Origin of the sequence: Nostoc linckia z4 (assembly GCF_002608075.1) — a bacterium.
Classification (GTDB): domain Bacteria; phylum Cyanobacteriota; class Cyanobacteriia; order Cyanobacteriales; family Nostocaceae; genus Nostoc; species Nostoc linckia.
Map to the genome: position 1 here is coordinate 113,209 of NZ_LAHA01000005.1, position 24,721 is coordinate 137,929.

A 24,721-nucleotide genomic window follows, 5' to 3' on the forward strand; every position below is an offset into this window, starting at 1 on the left:
ATTTGTAAAGGATTTAACTAAGGATTATTAGGCATTATTTGAAGAGGAGTCAGTGGTTGATGAGTAGACAACAGCTAGAGTTGGTAGAGCAATTGCAAACCACGTTGAATAAAATGGAAGTCACACTGGATGCGATCGCTGATGCTGTAGTCTGGGTGGGAGCAGACCAATGTATTCAATGGTGCAATTCTAGCTTTGAATTTCTAGTTAACCAAGCCCACGGTGGTGTTTGTGGTTTGAGGTTAATTGACTTGCTACCTTTGGTGCAAGCTGGACAGTTAGTTGCTTTGTCAGCCTATCCGGATATCAAAATCCTCAATGGAGAGTATGAAACAACAAATTATCAGTTGCGGCGCTCCCAAGGAACTTTAACATTACAAATTTCTGGTAGCTGTATCGGATTAACTGATGAAAAATGTGCAATATTGGTGATTCGCGATATTACTGAGACGATAGAAGCTCAAGAATCTTTGCAAGAGGTTGAGGAACAGTTAAATACATTAATTAACGCGACACCAGATATCATCTGTTTAAAAGATGGCGAGGGCAAATGGTTGCTCTCAAACCAAGCAAACTTGGAATTTTTAGAGCTAGAAGGTGTTGATTATCGAGGTAAAACTGATTCCGAACTGGCAGAATTTAGCAATTTTTATCGCGATGCCTTACTTCATTGCAGCGAAACAGATGAACAATCTTGGCAACTGGGATCTGTGCATCGGGTAGAAGAAATTGTACCCCGACCTGATGGCACAACGAGCAGTTTAGATATGATTAAAGCTCCCTTGTTTCACCAGGATGGTAGACGTAAGGCCTTGCTTGTTTTGGGACGGGATATTACAGAGCGCAAAAACACCCAGCTGGCTCTAGAAAATTCTTTATCTTTGCTCAATGCTATCTTTGAATCAATTCAAGATGGTATTTTAGTAGTCAATACTTTTAGTAATATCACTAGTTATAATCAAAAGTTCTTAGAAATGTGGTCGATTCCACCAGAACTTTTGAGCGAACCAAGTCATCCTCGGCGGCTAGCGCATCTAGCAGACCAGTTACAAGACCCCGATGCATTTTTACAACGTGTGCGGGAATTATACCAAAACCCGGAAGTTGTGAGTCATGACTGGTTAGAACTGTGCGATGGCAGAATATTTGAGCGCTACTCGTGTCCCCAGCGTGTCGGCGAACAGATTATTGGCAGAGTTTGGAGTTTCCGCGATGTGACTCAACGCCATAGGGCAGAAGAAGCACTGCGACAAAGTGAGTTGGAATACCGCAGTATTTTTGAAGCTATTAATGACGGACTATTTCTTACTGAAATCGAAACTGAAACAGTGGTTGAAATTAATCCTGCTGCTTACCAGATGCACGGCTATAGCTATGAAGAATTTATAGGTTTGCATCCATCTGCTTATATTCACCCAGATTCATATGGTGTTTTTAATGAGTTTGTAGAAAAAACACGAGCTGGCGAGCAATTTTACGGGCAAGCAGTTGATATCTGCAAAGATGGTAGTTTAATCGATGTGGAAGTCAAAGGAACGATTTGTATTTATCATGGCAAGCCACACATCTTAGCAATAGTGCGGGATATTACCGCTCGCAAACGCACTCAGGAAGCCTTGCGCCAAAGTGAAGCACAATATCGCGATTTAGTACAAACGGCGAATTGTATCATTCTGCGTTGGGATGGCAATGGTGACGTTATATTTTTGAATGACTACGGTCAAAGACTTTTTGGTTTCGATTTAGATGAAATTACAGGACGTAACGTTGTCGGTACAATTGTTCCGGAAACGGAAACTTCTGGACGGGACTTGCAGGCTTTGATGGTGGATATTTGCCTGCACCCAGAAAAATATGTATTTAACGAAAACGAGAACTTGTGTAAAAATGGCGATCGCGTTTGGATAGTCTGGGCAAATAAACCCATTTTAGATGAACAAGGAAACTTAGTCGAAATTCTTTCGGTGGGCACCGATGCCACAGAACGCAAACGCGTCCAAGCAGCGTTGCAAGAAAATGAGTTAAAATTCCGCAGCATTGTGGAAAATGCCAATGATTTGATATTTATTCTCTCACCACAGGGAATTTTTACTTATCACTCGCCGAATGTAACGGCAATCATGGGTTACAGCTTGGAGGAAATCGAAGGTCATTCAGTGGTAGAGTTTACCCATCCTGAAGATTTACCAACTAGCGCCACCGGCTTACAAAGGGCGATAACCGGGGAAAAACTCACTAATATTGAAGTGCGATTGCAACACAAAGATGGTAGCTGGCGATGGTTTAACTTTAATACTTCCACAATTCATACTTCCAGTGGTGAAATTGCGATCGCAGGTGTAGGAAGAGATATCACAGAACGCAAGCAAGCAGAAGAAGCCTTGCGTCGTAGTGAAATGAAATACCGCAACATCTTTGAGAATTCCCAAGTGGGAATTTTCCGCACCCGTCGAAAGGATGGATTAATTCTCGATGCTAACGATCATGGCGCACATATCGTTGGTTTTGCTTGTGCTTCTGATTTAATTGGCAATTATTTGACAACAGATTTTTATCTCAATCCCAGCGAACGCGCCATAATTTTAAAACAGATAGAAGAACATGGCGAAGTGTGCAATTATGAATTACCATTGCGTCGCCCCGATGGTTCTGTGGTCTGGCTATTATTGTCACTGCGCCTCAACTCAGAAGAATCTTGTCTCGATTGCGTGTTTACGGATATTAGCGTCCGCAAACAACAAGAACAAGCTTTACGCTTAATTGTTGAAGGCACAGCAGCTAAAACCGGTGATGAATTCTTTAATTCCTGCGTTCGTTACCTAGCCGAAGTGTTGCAAGTCCAATATGCCCTAGTCACTGAATTTAATGATGAGCCAAAAACCAAAGTCCACACTTTGGCATTTTGGTGTTGTGGAAATATTGGCGACAACTTGGAATATGATTTGCACGGTACTCCTTGTCAACATACCTTGCAAGGCAATATGTGTCACTATTCCCAAGGAGTGCAAGCCGCTTTCCCCGAAGATGCAGATTTAATCAGGATGAATGCCGAAAGTTTTCTCGGCGTTCCTCTTACCAGTTCATCCGGCGAAATTATTGGACATCTAGCAGTAATAGATGTTAAACCAATGCAGCCCGATCCCGGACGAGAACTAATTATGAAAATTTTTGCTGCCCGTGCCGGTGCTGAATTGGAACGCAAACAAGCAGAAGCCGCTTTACAACAAAGCGAATTAAAGTTTCGTACCATCGTGGAAACAGTAAATGATGTGCTATTTGCGATGAATGCTGATGGAGCTTTCAACTATATTTCCCCAAATATTTTAAAGACCACCGGATTTGCCCCTAGCGAAATCGAGGGTAATTCCTTGGCATTATTTACTCATCCCGATGATGTGCCCAAATGTCTAGAAGTTGCCCAAAAAGTTCTGGCAACAGGTGAAGGAGTTTCCAATACTGAGTTTCGTGGCAGACATCGCAATGGGGGCTGGGTTTGGCAAACTGCTAATATAGCCCGCACCCAAGACGCCCAGGGTAACTTTCAAATTGTGGGTGTAGCTCGTGATATTAACGATCGCAAATTAGCAGAAGCAGCCCTGCAACGTCGTACTCAAGCGGAAACTTTAATCAGCAGCATTTCTCGGCAATTTATTGACCAAGATTTAGAAACAGCAATTAACTTTACACTCAAAGCGATCGCTGAATTTATTAACGCCGAACACAGTTGCATTTTTGAATGTTCCAACGAGCAAAAGGAATTTTACCTAATTCATGAATGGTGCAGCGAACATGTTTCACCATTAATTGATATTGCCAGAGGTTCGCCTGTGGAAGTTTTTCCCTATTTCTACGAGCCGATTCTCCGTGGTAAACATCGCCAAATCTCTCGTGTGGAAGAACTACCAGCCCATCTACCAGAGCGACAACTGTTTGAAACTATGTCGTTTCAATCTTTACTGGCTGTACCGATGCTTCATACTGGCAAAGTCGTTGGATTTGTCGGTGCAGCCATGATTCGCTCCTCGAAAACCTGGAATCAAGAAGATATTAATTTCTTGAAACTGGTTGGTGAAATCATAGCCATTGGTAGAGCCAGACATCAAGCAGAAGAAGCTTTGAGAATTGCCAAAGAAGCCGCCGAAACAGCCAACCGAGCAAAAAGCGCTTTCTTGGCTAACATGAGTCACGAACTCCGCACACCCTTAAATGCAATTCTCGGCTTTTCCCAATTAATGGAACGAGACACCAGCCTCAACTCCAATCAACGTGAATCTCTAGCTACCATTAACCGTAGTGGAGAACACTTACTCAACTTGATTAACGATGTCTTGGAAATGTCCAAAATTGAAGCCGGACAAATCATTTTTAACCCCGAAGACTTCGACCTGTATTTCTTGTTACAAACATTACAAGAAATGTTCCAGGTGCGGACACAAGCCAAGCAATTATTCCTCAAATTTGAAATGTCCCCCAATCTCCCGCGTTACATCCAAACAGATGAAGGTAAACTGCGCCAAATCCTAATTAACCTTTTGGGTAATGCCGTTAAGTTTACCCAAACTGGCGGCGTAACCTTGCGGGTGAGGATGGGGAAATGGGGAGATGGGGAGATGGAGGAGATGAGGGGACAAGGGGACAAGGGGACAAGCGGACTAGAGAATATTCTTAACTCCTCACTCCTCACTCCTGACTCCCAATGCCCAATGCCCCAATCCCTAATCTTTGAAATCGAAGACACCGGACGGGGAATAGCACAACAAGAAATGAATAATTTGTTTCAGCCTTTTGTGCAGACATCAAGTGGTATCCAAACGAAGGAGGGTACTGGGTTGGGGTTAACCATTAGCCGCCAGTTTGTGCGCTTGTTGGGAGGTGACATTCACATTACCAGCACCCCTGGACAAGGATCTATTTTTAGTTTTGACATCCAAGTGAATTTAGTTGCAGCCTTAAAAGCTACACCGAAGTTAAGTAAAGGACGAGTGATCCAACTAGCACCAAACCAACCAGATTACCGAATTTTGGTGGTGGATGACCGCAAAGAAAACTGCAATTTAATTGTACAACTGCTTGGTAGTGTTGGTTTTAATACCAAAATTGCTAATAATGGACAGGAAGCGATCGCTATTTGGCAAAATTGGCAACCCCACTTAATTTGGATGGATATGCGAATGCCTGTAATGAACGGCTATGACGCTACTAAAGAAATTAGAGCCAGAGAAAGAAGAGATGCAGAGATTGGGAGAGGTAGTGATACAAAGAGCGACAATGTCAGTGCGTCAGTGCGTCAGTGCGTCCCCGTGTCCTCTTTCCGCACTGTAATTATCGCCCTCACTGCCAGCGCTTTTGAAGAACAACAAGCAAGTATCTTAGCCGCAGGTTGTGACGACTTAGTTCGTAAGCCATTCCGAGAACAGGTCATTTTTGAAAAAATCGCTGAATATTTGGATGTCGATTATATTTATGCACAAGAAAGCCGTGAAAATTTCACAGACAAAAAGTTAGATAATGCTCAACCTGCCAGCTTGGATATTGACTCTGCAATTAAGCTGATGCCTGCTGAATGGATAGCACAATTAAATCAAGCAGCCATTGAAGTTGATGCTGAGCGAATTTTGCAACTCATTCAACAAATTGAGCCTACTCATTCTCACTTGGCAGAAAATTTGGCAAATTTAGTCCGTAACTTCTGCTTCGATGAAATTATCGATATAAGCTTGCAGGTAGATAAATAAGGAGAAATTGCAATTAATTAGCTGTGTTGGTTGTTTATCATTGGCGATATTTGTATCAGCATTATATTTTAACGCTCATGGAAAATGTGCGATCGCTAATTGCAAATAGCCTTTCTTACAGACTGCAAGCCGGGGACTACCCAAACTGCAAACAAAAATCTCGGATTATTCTAAGGTGCAGTAAAATAAAGCTACCATGCCTGCTAAAGATATCTATCACGATACAGTCAAAAATGCTTTGATTAAAGATGGTTGGACAATTACCCACGATCCATTGCGGATTCGTCTAGCTCGCGGAAAAAACCTTTTTGTTGATTTAGGTGCAAAGCGGTTGCTAGCAGCAGAACGGGAATTTGAAAAGATAGCAGTTGAAGTAAAAAGTTTCACACGTCCCTCGGATATGAAAGATTTGGAAGAAGCCGTCGGTCAGTTTGTTTTGTACACTCGTTTGTTGAAACGCTACTATCCAGAACATATCCTTTACCTTGCAGTCAGTGAAGATACTCGCAAGAGAGTTTTTGAAGAAGAAGCCGGTCAAACCTTGATTGAAGATGGCATTATTCGTTTAGTTACCTTCGATACGTTAAAGGAGGAAATTATCCGATGGATTCACTGAAGATTGACTATAGCCACATTGTGGAAAAAGTGCTGAAAGAGTATGCTGATTTTTTGGGTAGCGACGAAGAAGTTAAACTGGAATTGGTGTTTGATAAAGAAAGCGATCGCTACCTTTTAGTGGAAGCTGGGTGGCAAGATGGATATCGCATCTACGGAACTTTGTTACACATTGATATTATTGATAATAAACTTTGGATTCAACACGATGGCACAGAAGAGGGTGTTGCTGTAGATTTAGTTGCTGCGGGAATTCCTAAAGAGCAGATTGTTTTAGCTTTTAGAAGCCCTGAACAACGAAAACATACAGAGTTTGCAGTTTCGTAATCAGTTGAGTTAATGGATTTACAGCAGTTTTTATCTATTTGAAACATATCTGTATAAAACGTAAAAAGTAAAAAGTAAAAGAAAGATGAATTCAGTATTTCTTTTACTTTTTAACTTTTTACTTTTACCTTATGAAGTTTGAACAATTACTGCTTTAAGCGAGGTATATTCGGTACAACAAAGGTAGTTGCAGAATTAGTGGTTCGAGCATTAGCGGCTGAGGAATTAGTTGTTGGAGAACTGAGATTTAAGAAGTCAATTAGTTTGAGATTCAGATTACGGATTTTCCAACGCCCATTTCTATTGACGACTTCATCTTCATAAGTGCCATTCGCAACATCAATGCTAGTTTCTGAACGTTTATGAGTGGCATGAAGATAAGCAATCATCGTTGCTTTATTATTATTATTTTCAAATGAGACGTTTATCGAACCCATCAAGTGTTGGGTAGCTAGATAACCATTTTGTTGAAATATCGCATAAACAAAATCTGCCCATGAATCTGTTCCGATACGTGTTTCGGTTGCCCCATCAGGAAAAACTACAGTGAAAACTGCATCTTGAGTAAAACAATTCCGATAAATTTTCTTTCCTTCTAAAATATTTCCCGTACCAATGGTGTCAGTTCCCAGAGCATAACAGCTTGCTAATCTTTGAATGTCCAATTCTGCATTAGGTTGACTTGCATTTGCTATTTCAAACCTACCTCCAATAAATAAGACAAGAGTAACAGCAAGCACCATCAAAGTTATACGATTTAACAAAAATGAAATAGCCTTGCCAACAATTTGCCCGTTTTCTCTTCTTTTTTCCACAAGATGACTCCCCTAATTTTTATAATTTTCGCATCTTGTACTTTCTTGCACGCTAAAGTTTAGCCTGATAAATTTAGCTCTAAAAACTTACTTAAATCCTTGCAGATTTCGCTAGAGCTTATTGAAATATCAGCTAGTAAATGATAAACCTAGTACAAGATTGGATTTCTATAGCAATCCCAAATAATTTGTGAAATATTATGTGTTAGGGTTGTTGACTGTTAACCTTTGACAGTCAATAGTTCACACCGATATTGTTCACATCTGAAATAGGATTGCTATGTAACTATTCTATTTATAGCAATCTAAAAATGAATTTGTTAGTGTTTTTTATCGATAAATCTATATTGATTTGATTAAGTAATTAAGTTACTACTTAGATAATTTGAAAACAAAAAAAATTAACTTTGTATTATCAATTTTGACAACTTAAATATAATTACTATAGTAATCTACAATAGTTCATGATAAAGGTAGGGGCGTACAGCTGTACACCCCTACTGATATCATTTTTATGCTAAACGCAGATAAGGACACTTTTGTAAAAACCCAGACGCTTTATTGTGGGCATCAATGTTATAAGTATGTGTTGGTGTCGGTCGAATAATACCATCAAATAAATCATCTAATCCGTAGGGAGTGAAAAATTCCCATTCACCTTGTGCGTTGAGTCGGACTCCCACAGCAGTAGCAGTATGTAACCAATTTGTAATCCCATCTTCCGTACTAGTGTAGGGTCTTGACCCAAGACGCCAACGAGCAAAACTAGCTTGATTTTTGATATCAAATTGCTCATCAGGAAATTGTTCTGTGAGATTTGCCTTAGCTGCTAGTTCCTGGGAACGATTTCCTTCCATATCAAAAAAAGCAATATCAAAATCTTTAATACCTAAGCCACAATGGTCACCAAAAATTGAACGCCAAACTGTGTTTCTGACTGCACCTCCGGCTAACCACCAGTTAGGTAAATTGAGTTGAGCGATCGCAGGTAATACTCTATCAATAGCTGTATCAGTTAAAATCATCTGTAAACGAGTGTTACTATTCATATAGCAATCCTATTTGAGTTGTCAAAATATCAATGGCGGCTGTTAGGGAACTGCAAAAAATAAATTATTCTGGTTAAAGGGTTGACGATTCACAGTTAACAGTCAACAGTCAACACTCAACAATAGTAATAAAATATTTTTTTACTTGAAAATCCCTTAACTATCAACTGTAGTCAAACAACAGCCTGGGCATTAAAATTTTACAAATGATTTCGTCGTGCTATATTAAATTTTGAAAAGATTTATTTGTGCTGCCATAAAGTACACCAATCTTCCACCACTTTGCTAATACAAACTTCAGTAAAGTATTTTTATTAACTAAATTAAATTATTAAAAATAGTAATATTTAACTCAGAAAATAACTTGAATTTGTATATTATATATTTTTACATATCTGTTTGTTCAATATAGGACTGATATTTGATTTTTGAAATCCACTTAGGGGAGCCAACCGCGTGCTGTTAGTCGCAATATCTAGCACAGAGTCAATATTTTTGCGTGTAATTTGACTCGACATATTCAATTATCTGATTTTATTTAAATCAGATAATCAAGATAATTTTTGTTCATTTTCAACACATTTAACAGTTATTTGTACACAAGATTAATGACAAACAACACCCCACAAGAATTAAACCAAGATCGAGAGATTGAGCGTTTGATTGATGAAGTCATGTCCTCATCTCTGACTGAGGAACAGTATCGCAAAAAGATGCAACGACGCAAAGAAGTGCAGGACAAGCGCATTGCACAAGCAATACCAGAAAAAGGATTAATTATTGTAAATACTGGTAATGGTAAGGGTAAAACTACTGCGGCTTTGGGGATGGTATTACGATCGCTAGGTCATGGATATAAAGTAGCCATCGTCCAATTTATTAAAGGTAGCTGGGAACCTTCAGAAAAAAGGGTTTTTAGTTATTGGGAAGACCAAATAGAATTTCATGCAATGGGCGAAGGCTTTACCTGGGAAACTCAAGACCGCGATCGCGACCTTGATAAAGCTAGCGCCGCATGGCAAAAATCATTAGAATATATCCGCAACCCAGATTTTCATCTTGTGTTACTAGATGAAATCAATATCGCTTTGAAAATGGCTTATTTAGAAGTGGAAGAAGTTTTAGCAGGTTTGGCAGAAAAACCAGCTAATAAACACGTTATTCTCACAGGGCGAGGAGCGCCAGCTGCTTTAATTGAACGTGCGGATTTAGTAACAGAGATGACCCTAGTTAAGCATCCGTTTCGCGATCAAGGTGTAAAAGCGCAACCAGGAATTGAGTATTAACTAAAAGATGATTTGCACGTTTGTAATACGCGGCGATCGCCAGTACCGATGGAATTTAATCGATAAAAGTCTTGCAAAGTTATTGAGTAAGCATAGGTACTTAGCTCATCTTCACTAACCTTAGGCAATATATTGCTTGTCGCTACCTGATTAGACTCATCAGCACTCGCTTGGGTAGATGACCCACGAACCGTCATCGCCAACTCTCCCGACTGGTCAAGCGTGCCCCGAAAACAATTAAACTCTGATTGGGGCATATACAAAGCACCTATGGCCCTGTCCCGCTGCTTTTGAAATATGATGTAAGCTTGACCAATCTGATTTGCTTGTGGCGATTGGCCGTAAAGATAAACTCCATCTTTTGTCGGAAAATTCCCTCGTGGTAAAGCTCCTACTCCTTTGGTACTAGCCTGAGCATCTGGAGCCGGCTTTGTGGTTGTAGATGCTATTTTTTTGTTTTTATCCCCAAAAATCTCTCCATCAGCAGCAGCTATTTGCTGTTGACTTCTCTGTTCTCGAATTTGTCTGAGTCTTGATAAAAGAGAATTTTCAGAGCTTCTTTGAATCCGAGCTGATGAAAATGGAGCGTTTTTAACTGAGACAACATCATTTTGGTTGCTCATACAGCCGAACGCGAGAAGTAAGCCTAAGCCCGCAAGGGAAACTCCCCACTGGCGGGGAGATAATAACCGATGAAAGTTGTTAAGCACCCTACTTCTCCTGTTAAAAAATTAACTACATTTTCCAGAACTTACTTAAATCATAATCAAGTCTTGATTGCTAATGACTTAATTTCTATTGTCGGAAAAACAAAACTCTCAAAAACTAAAATTTTTATTTAATTTAGCTTAACAATCCTAGATTACCATCACTAAGACTATTTATGATTCATCCAGCAGATTCATTCCATTGGGTGAGGTTAATTTCAAATCTAGTACTACCAATGAATTGAAGAAGAATTCAGAATTCAGAATTCAGGAGTCAGAATCAAGACGCTCTCTACGAGACGCTACGCGAACGCGGACACGGCTTAGCTGCGCTATCAGTCGGGGATTCAGACCCGCGACTGATTGTTCGCGTAGCGTCTCCCCTTGGGAGAAGACCACCAAATCTACAATTTGGTGGGGGTCTTAAACCCAGTTATTCATTCACCACTCGCACAGAATTCATTCTGAATTCTGGCTCCTGACTCCTGAATTCTGTTTGATAAATTATTTTGGTTTAGGGACTTCCAAATAAAAAAATATTCCACAAAAGACTGTTGACCGTTGACCGTCAGCAGTCAACAGTGAATAGTCAACGACCTAAATCTGAACAATTTATTTTTTGGAGTTTCCTTAAGTGTTGAGTGTTAATTGCGAACCGTCAACAGTCAACAAGAACAATGGAATCTTTTTTTACTTGTAAGTACTAATAAATGATATTTTTATCATACTTATATAAGTATAAATATGGCAACGGTGTTCGATTTTTTAGAAATGTTGCATGACAACGTCTCTTCTCTAAAAAAAATCGCCTCCTGAATTCAGGAGGCGCTTCACCAAGGTGGTGTGGAGACGCAAATTTTTGCGTCTGATGGTTTTAGCTAGCAATGTATTCTTTAACATTGCCACGACGGCGACGTAAATGAGCCAAAGCTTGATGCTCCAACTGGCGGACGCGTTCGCGGCTGAGATTCAATCTCTCACCAACTTTCGCCAATGACATTTCGTTACCATCCTCTAAACCAAAGCGTAAGGCTAAAACTTCGCGCTGTTGGGGAGTTAGTTCTGCTAGCAAGTTGTTTAAGTCTTGGCGTAGGAACTCTTGGTTGGTGTAATACTCTGGTGACGGGCCGTCATCTTCGAGCATTTCCTGTAACTCTGTATCTTGGTTATCGCCGACTCGCACATCCAAAGACACTGGTTGACGCGCCATATTCAAATACTCACGAATCTGAGCAGGTTCTAGTTCCAGTTCTTTGGCAATTTCAGCTGGAGTAGGCGATCGCCCCAAGGTTTGAGCCAACTCGCGCTGCACTTTTTTGATTTTGTTCAGTTTCTCGGTAATATGAATCGGTAAGCGAATAGTACGACCTTGTTGGGCGATCGCACGGGTAATTGCTTGGCGAATCCACCAGTAAGCGTAGGTTGAGAATTTATAACCCCTTGTGGGATCGAATTTCTCTACACCCCGTTCTAATCCTAGTGTTCCTTCCTGGATCAAATCCAGAAATTCCATGTTACGCTTTTGATATTTCTTAGCGATGGCAACCACCAAGCGCAAATTCGCTTCAATCATTTTTTGCTTGGCGCGCTTACCTTGAGCTACCGTTTGTTTCACTTCGGTTTCTGATTGGCGAACATGGTCAGCCCACTCTGGTAAACTCGGTTCCCGACGCAATTTCTTCGCCAAAGCTTCTTTGGCGTCAATTAGCGTCATCATTTGTTGCACCTGCTTACCATAGACAATTTCTTGTTCGCGGGTTAGCAGTGGTACGCGACCAATTTCTCGCAGATAGGTTCGCACCATATCAGCCGTGAATTTGGTGTTCAGGTTTTCCGTTTGGGTATTGACAGTAGGCATTGGTGCGTTGTCCTCTACTCCGTAAATACAATGTATTTTTTCTTACTAAAGTTAATTGAGAAAGGTAGTACATCTATCGCGGAACACTAGGAGCTACCAAAAGTAATGAGATCGATTGATAAAGCCGTTGTTAAGACGGTAAACCCCTGAGATAGGTTCCCCCTACCTTCCTGAAATTTTTTAATCTTTTATAAGCACGCTGGGTTGTTTTTGAGAATTCTTCTCTTGGGCAGTTACTAACTGTAACTGAAAAATCCGAAGTGGATATGAGTTTTACTTAGCTTTATAATACGATAAATCCGGTAGATAGTAAAGTATCTTAAGATAAAGCTTGTAATTATAATTTAAAACTGTCCCTTTGCCAAAAAAATTTTTAAACTTCCTTGGAATTACTCACTACATCTATAGTGACGCCAAAAACCCCTCTTCTGTTGCTAAAAATTAGCCGGATAACCGAACTTAATTGGCTTTAGGAATGGAGGGATGTTACGAATGGGGCATAGGGAGATGGGGAGATGGGGGAGACGCTCTGACGCGGAGAATAATCAATGACCAATGACCAATGACCAATGACTAAAATCCCAAGTCAGCCTTCGCTAGTTCAGCGGCGGCAAATACTTCTGCGTCTGGTTTTTCTTCCCAAGCTGGGTCACCAATTTCTTCGTAGAAAGCTGCGTCATAGGGACGGGTACGTACAACTACTGGCATTGGAACGGCATGACCCAAAATCAAAGCTTGTTGCTTAGAGTCTAACTTCGCCAATACCGACCGCAGTCCGCCACCACCAGATACACCCGTAAAAATCGCGTCAATGTCTTTTTCATCGTTCAGCAGAGCGGTAATGCGAGTCCCAATTTGGGACATAACTTCATTATCTATCCCCGACGGGCGTTGATCGACTACCAAAAGTGTGACGAAGTATTTTCGCAACTCCCTAGCAATAGTCCCAAAGATAGTGCTTTGTACCACTGCTGGGTCTAAAAAACGGTGTGCTTCTTCAATGGTAATCATCAATGGCGTCGGGCGATCGCTCGGATTTTTGGTTTGCAGAAATTTATCTGCCTTCTTAACGTAATGCTCGTGGATACGTCTGGTGATCATGTTGGTCACCAACATATAAGAGAGCATATTTGACTGGGAACCAAATTCTATCACAACATTCTTCCCAGCTTCCAGTGATTGCACAAGTTTACTAATATAATTTTGCGGACAAACGGCTCGCATGTACTTCAAACTGTCCATCCGCAAGAGTTTGCGCTGTAATGCCATAATCGAGCCTTTGTGTCCGCGCTTCTCGTCGCAGAACATCTCGATTTCTTCATTACTCATATTTAACAGCTGGACAATCCAAGATTTGCCAAATTCGCTGTAGAGAATATTGGCGTTATCCAAAGCCGCGTCCGAAAGTCCCAAATCTCGACTGCATAACTTAATATCTTCAACTTCAATTTGCTCGTAACTCAGATAAAGTTCTTGAGCATCCCTTACACCCCGGCGCTTTGTGGATTCCGGGTCGAGGGTGTAAACTTCGACTTTATTAGGAAATAATTGCTTTAAGCCTTTAACGGTATTGACATTTTTACCTTCTGCAACAGCTTCCCAGCCATACTCAGAATGCATGTCAAAAATCAAATTCACCGCCGCACTTTTACGGATGACACCGGCTAAAAGTAAGCGGGTTAAAAAAGATTTACCAGTTCCAGATTTGCCAAAAACGCCATTACTGCGTTCTACAAAGCGATTTAAATCGATGCAAACCGGCACATCCATATCCAAAGGTTTGCCGATGGAGAAATTGCGCCTTTGGGGATCGTCTTCCCAACCGAACACTCGGCGAAAATCGTCAACGCTGGCTTCGTAAACTTGACTAAAGTGACTAGGAATAGTTTTAACAGGCAATAATTCCATCGTCGTGCTGGTTTGCGGTACAAAGGAAGCCAAACCCGTCATTGATGGGACGAAAGGATTTGCCGATTTGCCATTTGTGGCGGAAAAAGATTCTTGAGATTCCGGAGTAAACATCAACATCGGCGCGAGGTTGATAGTTCCGTATGTACCGCTTCCCGCTAAAACTTCTCGTAAAAAAGTATCTTCCCAACTAGGGGGATTAGCAATAATTCGGGCATTAGCCGCTCCTAGTGCCACATCTGTGAGCATACAAAAAAAACGCGATCGCATCCCTTGGACAACGAGAAATTTACCTACCCGCATGTCTTCCACAGAAACGTCAGGATGCAATCGCACTTCTAACCCTTCAGTCAGAGAACCTTGAATAACCGAACCTAATGGCTGTCCCGAATTCATTTCATTAGTCATTAGTCATTAGTCATTGGGCATGGGGCATTGGGCATGGGGCATGGGGCATGGGGCATGGGGCTTTGGGCGTGGGGCGTGAGGAGTGTTGACTGTTGACTGAGAAGTTATTCTCCTTATCGCTTTGTCTTCTTCATCTCCTCCATCTCCCTCATCTCACCATGCCCGATGCCCCATGCCCCATGCCCTATTAATCAATCAATCTGAATCGAAGTTGGCGCACTTGCCGATGGTGGAGTGGTAGTAATTAAAGGTTTGCGAAATTGGGCGTAAAGGCGATCGCGCCAATTAAAAAATGCCTGATAATCAGGATTTTCGGCTAAGATTGGCAGTCCTTTACCTCTGATAGATGCTGGTAAATCTAGATAAGGTCCATCGGGGAATTTCAGCAAAATTGATAAACCCGCCACCGCTAAATCCGCTAAAGTCGGCTCGTCTCCTGTCAAATAAGGACTATCTGCCAATAATAATGTTAAGGCTTCTAAGTCTTGTTTTAAGGATGCGATCGCTGACTGTATTATCTCTGGACTATAACCCACTCCAATGCCGAACAGGGTCAACAAGTCGTTGGGTACTCCTTCTACTAGACTTTTAAATATATCTGGTGTGGAAGTGGGTAACAAAGATTTGCGAAAATTTTGATCTTGGCTAACTGCGGCAAACAGCGCTTTGCGGCCTTTGATGCCGATGGACTCATCTGCCCATTCTTCTATTAATAAAGTTAAACCTCGTTTTTTAGCATCTTGTGGTATTAATGGGCGTTCTGGATATTCTAAGTCTAAATACTTAGCAATCTCCGTAGAATCTACAATATATCTATTACCATCCTTTAATACTGGAACTTGTCTTTGACCAGTCAATCGGAACAGTTCTACTTGTCCAATCCCAGGGGTAACCTCTATTTTCCGGTAATCTAATCCTTTAAAATCTAAAATTAGCCGTACTTTCTCTGAGTATTGGGATAGTTCCCATTGGTATAATTCCAGCATATTTTATACCTTATAACTACTGCCTTACTTCTTAACTTTACAATTGTATCTTTAGTTTAAGTAAATTTTATGTGTATGGAACAAAGCCATTTTTAGACGAAAGCATAAATAGCGATCGCTGAGTGATAAATGCAAATTATTAGACTAAAGTGCTTTTTAATACCGGGAAAATAGAGAGGCTGGTGTTGGTAGCCTCTGTATATGAGACCTCGCGCTTAGGGCGGGGCTTAACAATTATCCAGAGTCTTTTGTAGATTTTATTTTCTGAAATGGCGATTCCTCTTCTCGGAAGGTAATTTTTTAACTGACCATAAAATATCTCAAAATATTGGGTGTAATTTGCTTTTTAGTTAAACCTTTGTGGGCTGTTATCGTCAGGGAGCGATCGCAGATGTAAGATTTTTATACTTTTTGATAATTTATACTGCACCAAGTGGGGCTTTTCCACTGAATTTACATTCAAGATATCGTAGATGTATAGTAGTCCTAAATAATTTGTCAAACATTACTGCTGTCAACAGTCAACAGTCAACCATCACCACTAAAATTTTTCACAACTCAAATAAGATTGCTATATTTGATACTTGTCATCTTTTAACCAAGTTAGATATTTAATTTCACTAGCACTAAGTATTTCTCAAGAAAAGTCTGACTCCCCTCTTCGGTTAGATTTTGTGCTTACCAAAATGTTATAAATCTTTATGTAACGTGTGGACAAAAAAACAAACAAAATTTATGAAGACAAATTACGGCAAATTGCTGACCACGTTGGCAGGGATAGCAGGATTAAGTAGTTTCAGCCTTCTGGTTACTTTACCATCTGATGCGAAAGAGGTCTTAAATCCTAATCCCAGTATTTTCAACGAAGCGCCATATAATCGAGGTCAGCGCCTTGAAGCAAACGCTCAGTACACCCCTGCTAACACCGTTACGCGCCAAGTGGTAGCCCAAAGCAGTGGCGGTGGGACGCTAAATCCCAGACCAAGTATTTTTAACGAGCCTCCCTACAACCGTGGTGGTAGCGCCACACCTGGTGAAGTTACTCCGCCTTCTACCCCTGAAACTGAACCCACCACACCCCCAGAAACACCATCTACCACACCTACAACTCCACCACCAGCTGGGACAAGCGAAACTCAAGGCAAAAATTTGTTAGCCTTGGCTGAATCAAACGCCTCTTTTACAACCTTGACCAAAGCTTTGAAAGCAGCAGGATTAACAAGCGCTTTGCAAGGTAAAGATAACTTAACTATTTTTGCGCCCACAGATGCGGCCTTTGCTAAATTACCAGCAGACGCAGTGCGAGATTTGTTGAAGCCAGAGAACAAAGAAGTGTTACTTAAGCTCCTAACTTACCATGTAGTGCCTGGAAAGGTATTGTCTACTGATTTGAAATCAGGTGAAGTTAAAAGCCTTGAGGGCGGCGTAATTAACGTTAAAGTCGATCCTGCCACTGGTGTGACTGTCAATGATGCTAAAGTCACTCAGGCCGACATCACAGCTAGCAATGGTGTAATCCACGCCATCGATAACGTGATTCTACCTCCTGACTTGTAGTTTTTGTTAACTGATGACTGATGACTGTTGACTGTTAACAAACGACTAAAAAAAGCGTCTGTCATCCTATCTTTCAAAAGGAATGGATGACAGACGCTTTCTAATGAAGAAGAATTCACAACTCAGCAACGGAGTTTTTGAAAGTATTCTGAATTCTGACTCCTGAATTCTGACTCCTGAATTCTGACTCCTGAATTCTGACTCCTGAATTCTGACTCCTGAATTCTGACTCCTGAATTCTGACTCCTGAATTCTGACTCCTGAATTCTGACTCCTGTCTATAAATTAGACAAAACATCCCTTGCAGCGGCTATAGTCTGGTCAATATCTTCGTCGGTGTGAGCCAAAGATGTAAAACCAGCCTCAAATTGAGAAGGTGCTAAGTAAATACCGCGTTCTAACATACCACGATGGAAGCGTCCGAATTTGGCTGTATCAGATTTTTTCGCATCTTCGTAGTTGTGAACTGGGCCAGAGGTAAAGAATAAGCCGAACATAGCGCTGATTTGACCGCCACAAACAGCATGACCTGTTTCTTTCGCCACTTGTAGCAAACCATCTGCTAGCTTTTTAGTAATTCGGTCGAGATACTCGTAAGCACCAGGCTTTTGCAGCAATTCCAAAGTTTTAATCCCAGCAGTCATGGCCAGGGGATTACCCGAAAGAGTCCCGGCTTGATATACAGGGCCAGCTGGGGCAACCAATGACATGATATCTCGACGACCGCCATAGGCTCCCACTGGCAACCCACCGCCAATGACCTTACCCAAGGTTGTTAAATCGGGAGTGATGCCAAACTTTTCTTGAGCGCCACCGTAAGCAATGCGGAAGCCTGTCATTACTTCGTCAAACACCAACAACGCCCCATATTCGTGAGTCAGTTCCCGTAGTCCTTCCAGGAAACCAGCATCCGGCGCAATAAATCCAGCGTTACCAACCACTGGTTCTAGAATTACACCAGCAATTTCATCTTTGTTTTCCTCAAATAAGGCTTTGACGGCTTCTAAGTCGTTGTAAGGTGCTGTGAGAGTGCTGCTAGTTGCCGATTTTGGTACACCAGGGGAATCTGGTAAACCAAGTGTAGCCACACCAGAACCCGCCTTCACTAAAAACGTATCAGCGTGTCCGTGGTAACAGCCTTCAAACTTGATGATTTTGTCTCGGTTGGTGAAAGCCCGCATCACCCGCAAAACTCCCATGCAGGCTTCAGTTCCAGAGTTAACAAATCTGACCATTTCGATGCTGGGAACGGCATCAATGACCATTTCTGCTAACACATTTTCTAGTACTGAGGGGGCACCGAAACTAGTGCCTTTTTCTAGGGCTTCACGCAAAGCTGCTGTGACTTCCGGATGAGCATGACCGCAAATAGCAGGGCCCCAAGTGCCTACATAGTCTATGTACTGGTTGCCATCTACATCCCAAATATACGCATCTTTAACGCGATCGAAAACTATGGGCTGTCCACCTACAGATTTAAAAGCACGAACTGGAGAACTGACTCCTCCTGGCATCAGGTTTTGAGCAGCGGCAAAGATTTCTTGTGATTTTGTTGTTTTAATTGGGGTATTTACCAAGGTTCTCTCCTAACGTGGGCAATAAAAAGCTCTATCTTAGGATAGGGTCAAAAGCTGTTTAGAACTTCTATCGTATAAAATTAGCGGAACCAAGAAAATAACAATATGTTATACAAGTCTAACGATGACTTGCCTTTAGATATTCGGACTCGATTATCTGAGGCATATCAAGATTTATACCGGGCAGCTTTTAACTCGGCAATTCATTGGTATGGTGAGGCTTCTAAAGCTCATCAAGTTGCCCTCAGTGCTGTGAAGATGCACTCTGCTATGGAACGAAATGCTGTTGCTTAAAGCTAAATTAAGATAACTGAATTTAGAAAAACATAACATCTGCCCTATTTAGAATGGTATCGTGAATCCATGAATCATTCTCATTAGAGCAGACTAGCAAGGTATGTATTCTAACGATTCCCATTCGCTACATTACGCCATTCCTGTTGAAAAAATTCGCTACGATGAACGGGGTCTAGTGCCTGCAATTGTCCAAGATTATCTGGATGGCACTGTCCTGATGATGGCGTGGATGAATCAAGAGTCGTTACAAAAGACTTTGGAAACACAAGAAACCTGGTTTTGGAGTCGTTCTCGCCAAGAGTTCTGGCATAAGGGAGCGACTTCTGGGCATATCCAAAAAGTGCAGAGTATTCGTTATGACTGTGATAGTGATGCCTTGCTTATTGGGGTGGAGCAAGTAGGAGATATTGCTTGCCACACAGGAGAAAGAAGTTGCTTTCACCAAATAGAAGGAAAAATAGCTGCTCCACCAGGAGATACATTGTCACAATTATTTCAAGTAATCTGCGATCGCCGGGATCGTCCAATTGAAAGTTCTTATACCTGCAAGTTATTAGCAGGTGGTGATAACAAAATCTTAAAGAAAATCGGTGAAGAAAGTGCCGAGGTGGTAATGGCTTTTAAGGATGATGAACCAGAGGCGATCGCTGGTGAAGTCGCTGATTTGTTATATCATACTTTGGTCGCCCTAGCTCATCATCAAGTTGATTTAAAATCTGTATATCGTAAGCTCCAAGAACGTCGGCGATAGTCACTGTAAGAAAGAGGATTACTTTATTCGTGTACCTACAGGTTGAACTTCTCTTGCCGAACCAATATGCGCCAACGATAATGAGATATCGTTAAATTTTATGCCAGCTAAAGCCCACTGAAGTTCAAGTGTTCCCACCCAGAAACGTGCCCGGTCAATGACACTCAGCAAAATGGGATAGTCGCTTTCCATACGCCGCACAATACTTTCTCCGTAATTACCCAGTTGCACAGCAATATCGCAAGCCGGGTCGCCCAAACCAGCTGTGCCAAAGTCAATCAGACCGTTGATGCTCTCTGATATAGGGTCAAATAGAATGTGATACACTGCCTTATCGCCGTCGATTAGTACGGGTGTGTAAGTGAGGTCAAGTTCACCTGTAATGATGGGCGCGAAAAGTTCATGTATCCAAGTTTGCTGATGACGCCATAAGTGAGGAAAAAGAGTTTCTTTAACTTGCTCATACAACTGCAACCAATCTTCACGGGAACGTTCTGCACCAGAAGAAGACACCCCAGCATTCACTAAAACTTCATTTGGGATGCTGTGCAATTGGTGATGAAATCTGGCTAGTTGAGAGATGATACGCACTTGTGATGCTTCACTAAGTTTAAGGAGGGTGTTACGGGATAGCGGCTCACCTTTAATAAATCTGTAGCTAACAAAGCCTTCTTCTAGGTGTTCAAAGTATGGAACCCGCAGTTCAACATATTTTTGCACCACTTCCAACACCTTAGCTTCATGGGAAAGCACTTGTTTTCCCCAGTCGTCTTTGGCAAACCGGCACACAATCTCATGATTAACAATTACTACATCGTTAACCATCCCATCTTGATTAAAGTCAAGATGGTCAATAGAGATATTGGGATAGATAGCACGAATTTTTTCGAGATACGAGAAAGGAATATTCACAGTAAATCCTGAGATAAGTACAACAAACAAAAATCAATATTTATCGAACTTTTAGCCCGATCGCAGCGACTGATAATGATTTACCTGTTTGTTGTATCAACGTACCACTGTGATTTAACTCCTGAAAAAATTTCTACGTATAAGCATAACACTATTGCTCTGTCCCATTAGTTATGAGGGGTTAAGGAACGAACCGCTCCAGGCGCAGAGAACGCAGAGAAAGAAGATTGAGTTTAACTAGCAAAATTAATGGGACAGACCACTATTTTGATGAATCAGCCAAAATTCGGTTCAGGTACTGTAAAATTGCTACAGCGATCGCCACGCTGAAAGAAAAGCCCAACCAAAAGCGATCGGTTATGATTCGTGGTTGGTCTAATGCCCATCCACCCAAAGGATGACCAATAAAAGAGCCAACGGCCCAACACAAGGCATTAATAGAGAAATAAAGGCCGCGTTGATTTTCCGGGGCTAACTCAGTGACTAAGGACGCAGCAGATGGAGTATAGGAAACAACAGCGACAGCAAATACTCCCAATGCCAATGTTGCCCAAGCTAAATTACCAGATGCAGCAGTACCACTTACCCAAATGAATGCAAAACCAATTGCCCAAAGAATGGCGGAAATAGTCAGGGCGAGTGTATGAGAACAACGTTTTAAAAGGGCGGTAATAGGTAACTGACAGATGATAGCTACCATCAAATGCCAAGCAAATATTCTGCTAATGATAATTTCAGCAAATCCTTTGTCAGTACTTTCAATGACAAAGTTTTTGAAGTAAAGCGGCAAGATACTGTGTATTTGTGAAATGTAAATTGTGAAGAAGATATTAGCGGCGATGTAAATCAAAAAACGACCATCTTTCAATACTGCCATCCAAGAAGCGAAATATTGTGTTTTTTCACCTCCGGTTTCCTGCTGGTTGGTTTCAGTAATTCCTACATAAATAACGCCAAAAAACACTAAAAAAGAGATGGCATCAATTATAAATAGCCAGCGATAACTCCCAATTATTCCTATCAAAAACCCCGCCAAGGTGATTCCGATGGCTAACCCCAGATTATCTGCTAATCGGCTAATAGCAAAAGTTTCCCGACGATTTTCTATTTCGCTGGCGTCAGCAACAACAGCTTCCATAGCTGGCCAATACAAACCTATCCCTAAGCCGTGAATCAAGCTACCGATTACCAAAACAGTAAAATTACTGCTGGCAGCGAAAACTAAAGATGCAACTGCTAAAATCGCCGTCGCCAGCAATAAAGTGCGGCGGCGGCCCCATTTACCGGAATCAGCCAAAGAACCACCTACAATTCGCCCAAAAATGCCGGAAATCGACGCACTAGCCAAGGCTACACCAACGGCGGTTGCAGACAAACCAACTTCATTGACGAAAAAGATCGGCGCATAAAACAAAGTAAAGCCAGTGCCAACTTCTGATAAAAATCTACCAATGGCCAAACTCCATACCTGGGGATGTATTGAAGGCAACCATGAGGATAACTGGAATTGGGAAGCTAATTTCATCAACTTAAATGTCAATGCCTTTCGGGCAGGGAAAAGGTTAAAGGTTAAAGGGAAAAAAGAACCCCATAACTCAAGTTAGGGGCTTGAAGTAAGGACGCCGTATTTCTCATACTACGTATCTCGAAATACATCTTTACATATGCTCCATGTTTAAAAACTCTTTCTTGTATCCTTTCCCCCTGCCCCCTTCTTGGTCATGATTTCATAACATTTTTGTAATTCTTATCATCGGCTGCAATTTTCCTCACTTATTCCACAGGGTTTCCACAGGGATTTTAGCAGTTTTCCACAGGTGTTCTACGAGCTAATGGGCTTGTTGGCTGTCTACTGGGGATTGTTAATTAACAGTCACTAGGAACTTGGGGGACTGAGTTTTTGTAAAGTTAAGTAACAAAAATTTGGTTAAAAACCCGATTGTTTCGTGCTGATTTATCTTTTATACCAAGATTGTTAACATTTCGCAGCATTGACAAACCCACCCCCTCTTAGCGCACAATGATTCGGCTTGCTTTTGTAGTTCGTTCAACCTTTGGCATCAACTGTGTAAAATTACTTGAGTTGTTACTCTCAGTAAGCTAAGTAGAAAGAATCTAAAATCCCAAATTGAAAATTCTTGATTCAAACCCCTACCTTTCCGAGAGGACAAGCATGGGGTCAATCTAAAATCTAAAATCTAAAATCCAAAATTGTTTGACCTCATAGGAGGAAAATCTCATGAAAGCAACGGTTAGCATTTTTACAGAAATTCCCGAATCACTTCACGATTCTTTAAAGAATTACTTAGAAACCCATCCTGATTGGGATGAAAACAGAGTACTGACGGCAGCGCTATCATTGTTTTTACTCCAAAATGGAGAAAGCGATCGCCGTGCTGCGCGAGTCTATTTAGAAACTTTGTTTCATCATTCCTAAGTAATAATACTCTGCATAAATTCACCAACAATAGCTAATCTCAGTTCATAGGCGCAAAAAAAAGCATAACCAACAGGAGTGGTTGTTGACAGTTAACTGTTGAGTGTTAACTGTCAACGGTGAACTGTCTCATTGAGCAAAGCAAGGATAGTTCTGCCTCCTGTCAATGTGCAATTTAAAAAACCTTTTCCCCTTTCCCCTTCCCCTTTTCCCCACTTCTCTTAGAAGTCTATGCAACACGTGTAGGGTAGCACAGTTAACTGTACTACCCTACCAACGGTCACCAGTTTGCTCAAATTTATTAAACCTTTGGTGGTTCCTCCTGGTGGTTCTAAAACCAAAATAAATTTCATCCAAAATCTCAAACCCAAAATTGTTTCGGTCAAGAGTTAAAAAACTCCAGACTATAGACTCAGGACTTAGCTTCCAACTGTTGGGAGTGAGCAGGAGATTCAAACTTATACCCTACACCGCGTACAGTTTGAATTAATGCTGGCTGACTAGCATCAATTTCAATCTTCTTGCGAATTTGACCGATGTGTACATCTACAACCCGCTGGTCGCCGACATATTCATAGTCCCACACCTCTTGAATTAATTCTGCACGCCGCCAAACTCGACCTGGATGGCTGGCTAAAAAATGCAATAAATCAAATTCCAGAGCAGTTAAGGGTACTGGTTGGTTATTAAGTGCCACTTCCCGTCGAACTGGGTCAATCATCAGTTTTTCAAATACCAAGCGTTTTTGTTCGGCAGTAGTTATAACTCGCTGACGCCTTAAAATCGCTCCTACTCTGACTTCTAACTCTCCCAAACCAAAAGGTTTGGTGAGATAGTCATCAGCGCCTTTAGAAAAGCCGCGAATTTTGTCGGCTTCGTCAGCACGACTAGTAAGCATCAAAACAAAAACACCATTACGACTTTGCATCTCTTGGCAGAGGTTAAACCCAATCACATCTGGTAAATTCACATCTAGAATTACCAAATCAGGGTTAAATTGCTCAAATAGAGTTAAGGCTGTCTTTCCGTCTTCGGCAGCCTCCACCTGATAGTTCTGCTTCATCAAAAAGCGTTGGATTAAGTTCCGAACCGCAGGGTCGTCGTCAACAACAAGAATCTTGGCAGGAGCCATGACCATCACTTTACACAAAAATTCGTAAGATTAACAACAAGGTTGCGTAAAAACACAGTTGCCACTTTGGGACTTACTAAGAATCTACACAGCTAGGGCATGAATATCCTGATTATTCCAATAATTTAGTACTGTAATCAGGATTATAGGCGATGAGAACAGTAATCTTGTGGAAAGCTATAGTGCAGCGCTGCGTGAAGTGCAGATCTTGTGACTATCAATTAAGTTATGCTTGCCAAATAGACGCTCAAACCTCAGCCAAAGCGGTTTGTGAAACTCAAAGACTTTTTAATCCCCGTTAAGTGGTAACTTAAAACGTTTCAATTTTAAATCGAGATGTGGTTTTGCACCACAAGCGATCGCC

The 24,721-nt window shown here is 41.4% G+C and carries 18 protein-coding genes; 8 read left to right on the top strand and 10 right to left on the bottom strand.

Features of this window, described 5'->3' with window-relative positions:
- Nucleotides 1–59 precede the first annotated feature (59 nt).
- The 3 genes from VF06_RS07100 to VF06_RS07110 all read left to right on the top strand — a co-directional run bounded on the left by VF06_RS07100 (nt 60) and on the right by VF06_RS07110 (nt 6,677).
- On the top strand, nt 60–5,735 hold the full coding sequence (locus VF06_RS07100; protein WP_099067978.1) for a PAS domain S-box protein: 5,676 nt from the start codon (nt 60–62) through the stop codon (nt 5,733–5,735).
- A 196-nt stretch (nt 5,736–5,931) separates the two neighbouring features.
- Nucleotides 5,932–6,351: a XisH family protein gene (locus tag VF06_RS07105; RefSeq protein WP_099067979.1), complete on the top strand. Its 420-nt coding sequence runs from the start codon at nt 5,932–5,934 to the stop codon at nt 6,349–6,351.
- Nucleotides 6,339–6,677: a XisI protein gene (locus VF06_RS07110; RefSeq protein WP_099067980.1), complete on the top strand. Its 339-nt coding sequence runs from the start codon at nt 6,339–6,341 to the stop codon at nt 6,675–6,677. Before VF06_RS07105 ends, VF06_RS07110 begins: the two co-directional genes overlap by 13 nt.
- Before the next feature lie 146 nt (nt 6,678–6,823).
- On the opposite strand, the gene VF06_RS07115 is transcribed toward VF06_RS07110, so the two are convergent.
- The gene (locus VF06_RS07115) at nt 6,824–7,492 is read right to left on the bottom strand and encodes a nuclear transport factor 2 family protein (protein ID WP_099067981.1); all 669 of its coding nucleotides are present in this window, start codon (nt 7,490–7,492) and stop codon (nt 6,824–6,826) included.
- A gap of 512 nt (nt 7,493–8,004) precedes the next feature.
- Nucleotides 8,005–8,541 carry a nucleotidyltransferase family protein gene (locus VF06_RS07120; RefSeq protein WP_099067982.1) on the bottom strand — a complete coding sequence of 179 codons (537 nt, stop codon included), beginning with the start codon at nt 8,539–8,541 and terminating at the stop codon, nt 8,005–8,007.
- 608 nt (nt 8,542–9,149) lie between these two features.
- On the opposite strand from VF06_RS07120, the gene cobO reads away from it, so the two are divergent.
- Nucleotides 9,150–9,827, top strand: coding sequence for a cob(I)yrinic acid a,c-diamide adenosyltransferase (gene cobO / locus VF06_RS07125; protein WP_099067983.1), 678 nt, complete (start codon nt 9,150–9,152; stop codon nt 9,825–9,827).
- On the opposite strand, the gene VF06_RS07130 is transcribed toward cobO, so the two are convergent.
- The 4 genes from VF06_RS07130 to VF06_RS07145 all read right to left on the bottom strand — a co-directional run bounded on the left by VF06_RS07130 (nt 9,824) and on the right by VF06_RS07145 (nt 15,694).
- Nucleotides 9,824–10,537: a hypothetical protein gene (locus tag VF06_RS07130; RefSeq protein WP_099067984.1), complete on the bottom strand. Its 714-nt coding sequence runs from the start codon at nt 10,535–10,537 to the stop codon at nt 9,824–9,826. The two genes, cobO and VF06_RS07130, sit on opposite strands and share 4 nt — an antisense overlap.
- Nucleotides 10,538–11,408: 871 nt before the next feature.
- Nucleotides 11,409–12,392: an RNA polymerase sigma factor, RpoD/SigA family gene (locus VF06_RS07135; protein ID WP_099067985.1), complete on the bottom strand. Its 984-nt coding sequence runs from the start codon at nt 12,390–12,392 to the stop codon at nt 11,409–11,411.
- Between the two features lie 573 nt (nt 12,393–12,965).
- The gene (locus tag VF06_RS07140; RefSeq protein ID WP_099068009.1) at nt 12,966–14,696 is read right to left on the bottom strand and encodes a helicase HerA domain-containing protein; all 1,731 of its coding nucleotides are present in this window, start codon (nt 14,694–14,696) and stop codon (nt 12,966–12,968) included.
- A 203-nt stretch (nt 14,697–14,899) separates the two neighbouring features.
- Nucleotides 14,900–15,694, bottom strand: coding sequence for a glutathione S-transferase family protein (locus VF06_RS07145; protein WP_099067986.1), 795 nt, complete (start codon nt 15,692–15,694; stop codon nt 14,900–14,902).
- 735 nt (nt 15,695–16,429) lie between these two features.
- Between VF06_RS07145 and VF06_RS07150 the strand changes: the two genes are divergently transcribed.
- Nucleotides 16,430–17,251 carry a fasciclin domain-containing protein gene (locus VF06_RS07150; RefSeq protein WP_099067987.1) on the top strand — a complete coding sequence of 274 codons (822 nt, stop codon included), beginning with the start codon at nt 16,430–16,432 and terminating at the stop codon, nt 17,249–17,251.
- A gap of 278 nt (nt 17,252–17,529) precedes the next feature.
- On the opposite strand, the gene hemL is transcribed toward VF06_RS07150, so the two are convergent.
- On the bottom strand, nt 17,530–18,828 hold the full coding sequence (gene hemL / locus VF06_RS07155; RefSeq protein ID WP_099067988.1) for a glutamate-1-semialdehyde 2,1-aminomutase: 1,299 nt from the start codon (nt 18,826–18,828) through the stop codon (nt 17,530–17,532).
- A 105-nt stretch (nt 18,829–18,933) separates the two neighbouring features.
- On the opposite strand from hemL, the gene VF06_RS07160 reads away from it, so the two are divergent.
- Complete coding sequence (locus VF06_RS07160; protein ID WP_099067989.1) at nt 18,934–19,122, top strand: ChaB family protein; 189 nt, start codon at nt 18,934–18,936, stop codon at nt 19,120–19,122.
- A gap of 103 nt (nt 19,123–19,225) precedes the next feature.
- Complete coding sequence (hisIE, locus tag VF06_RS07165; RefSeq protein ID WP_099067990.1) at nt 19,226–19,876, top strand: bifunctional phosphoribosyl-AMP cyclohydrolase/phosphoribosyl-ATP diphosphatase HisIE; 651 nt, start codon at nt 19,226–19,228, stop codon at nt 19,874–19,876.
- An 18-nt stretch (nt 19,877–19,894) separates the two neighbouring features.
- Here hisIE and VF06_RS07170 read toward each other — a convergent pair whose 3' ends face one another.
- Together VF06_RS07170 and VF06_RS07175 are read right to left on the bottom strand one after the other, a co-directional pair.
- The gene (locus tag VF06_RS07170; protein ID WP_244918015.1) at nt 19,895–20,788 is read right to left on the bottom strand and encodes a phosphotransferase family protein; all 894 of its coding nucleotides are present in this window, start codon (nt 20,786–20,788) and stop codon (nt 19,895–19,897) included.
- Nucleotides 20,789–21,050: 262 nt separating this feature from the next.
- Nucleotides 21,051–22,313: an MDR family MFS transporter gene (locus VF06_RS07175; RefSeq protein ID WP_099067992.1), complete on the bottom strand. Its 1,263-nt coding sequence runs from the start codon at nt 22,311–22,313 to the stop codon at nt 21,051–21,053.
- A gap of 714 nt (nt 22,314–23,027) precedes the next feature.
- Between VF06_RS07175 and VF06_RS07180 the strand changes: the two genes are divergently transcribed.
- Entirely contained in the window at nt 23,028–23,225 is a 198-nt protein-coding gene (locus tag VF06_RS07180) for a DUF2811 domain-containing protein (protein WP_099067993.1), read from the top strand.
- Nucleotides 23,226–23,637: 412 nt separating this feature from the next.
- Here VF06_RS07180 and VF06_RS07185 read toward each other — a convergent pair whose 3' ends face one another.
- Complete coding sequence (locus VF06_RS07185; protein WP_099067994.1) at nt 23,638–24,357, bottom strand: response regulator transcription factor; 720 nt, start codon at nt 24,355–24,357, stop codon at nt 23,638–23,640.
- Nucleotides 24,358–24,721: the final 364 nt, after the last annotated feature.